Origin of the sequence: Cellulomonas sp. A375-1, assembly GCF_001040865.1 — a bacterium.
Classification (GTDB): Bacteria; Actinomycetota; Actinomycetes; order Actinomycetales; family Cellulomonadaceae; genus Cellulomonas; species Cellulomonas gelida.
Genome location: NZ_LFKW01000155.1, coordinates 1 through 970, shown reverse-complemented (window position 1 = coordinate 970; position 970 = coordinate 1). Strand labels below are relative to the sequence as shown.

The following is a 970-nucleotide window of genomic DNA, read 5'->3' as shown; positions in this document are numbered from 1 at the left end:
GGTCATCCACCCCTCGGGCGGCTGCTCGTAGTCCGCGACGACCGCCCCGACGACCACGGGCGCCCCGGTGCTGCGGTGGTAGCCGAGCATCGCCTCGAGCCAGCCCGGCTCGGGCCGTTCGTCGTCGTCGACGAACACGAGCACGTCGGCGTCGGCCGTCTCGTCGAGCGCGCGGTTGCGCGCCGCGGCGATGCCGGGACGCGGCTCGTGCGCGTACCGCAGCCGTGCGTCGTCGTAGGCCGTGACCCACGCACGCGCCGACCCGTCGGGGTCGTTGTCGACGACGAGCAGCGTCGCGCCCTCGTCCTGCGACGCCGCGAGGAAGGCCGGGACGGCCTCGCGCAGGTCGTCCGGTCGTCGGTACGTGAGCATCGCCACGACGACGCGCTCCGTGCCGCGCCCACCCTGCATCGTCCCGCTCCCCGCCTCGACCACCCGTCTGACCACCCGTCTGACCACCGAGTTCACCCTCGACGGCCCGGTGGGGACAGTACCGACTTCGATAGCATCCAGCGGTCCCCTTCGCCCGCTTTCCGCGGAATTCGCCCGCTCACCGGAGGTTCACCGTGGGATCGCGCACGACGAGCGGGACGCGTCGGCTCGTCGTCGCCCACCCGTCCACCGAGCTCTACGGGGCGGACCTGCAGATGCTCGAGTCCGTCCGCGCGGCGCTCGCGGCGGGGTGGACCGTCACCCTCGTGCTGCCGGCCGACGGCCCCCTCGCGGAGCGCGCGCACGGGCTGGGCGCGGACGTGGTGATCGCTTCGTTCCCGGTGCTGCGCAAGTCGCTGCTGAGCCCACGCGGTCTCGTCGGGCTCGCGGCACGGTCGGCGACGGCCCTGGTGCGCGCGGCCAGGTTCCTGCGCTCGACGCACGCCGACGTGCTCTACGTGAGCACCGTGACGATCCCCGTGTGGCTCGCGGCCGCCCGGCTCGCGCGCGTGCCGTCGCTGTGCCACGTCCACGAGGC

2 protein-coding genes are annotated in these 970 nt (G+C 74.2%); one reads left to right on the top strand and one right to left on the bottom strand.

Annotation, left to right across the window (positions count from 1 at the left end):
* Positions 1-447: glycosyltransferase family 2 protein (locus CWIS_RS16995; RefSeq protein ID WP_231583987.1), on the bottom strand; the 447-nt coding region annotated here is incomplete at its 3' end.
* Between the two features lie 119 nt (positions 448-566).
* Between CWIS_RS16995 and CWIS_RS16990 the strand changes: the two genes are divergently transcribed.
* A partial coding sequence (locus tag CWIS_RS16990) for a glycosyltransferase (RefSeq protein WP_048344540.1) occupies positions 567-970 on the top strand: 404 nt, incomplete at its 3' end.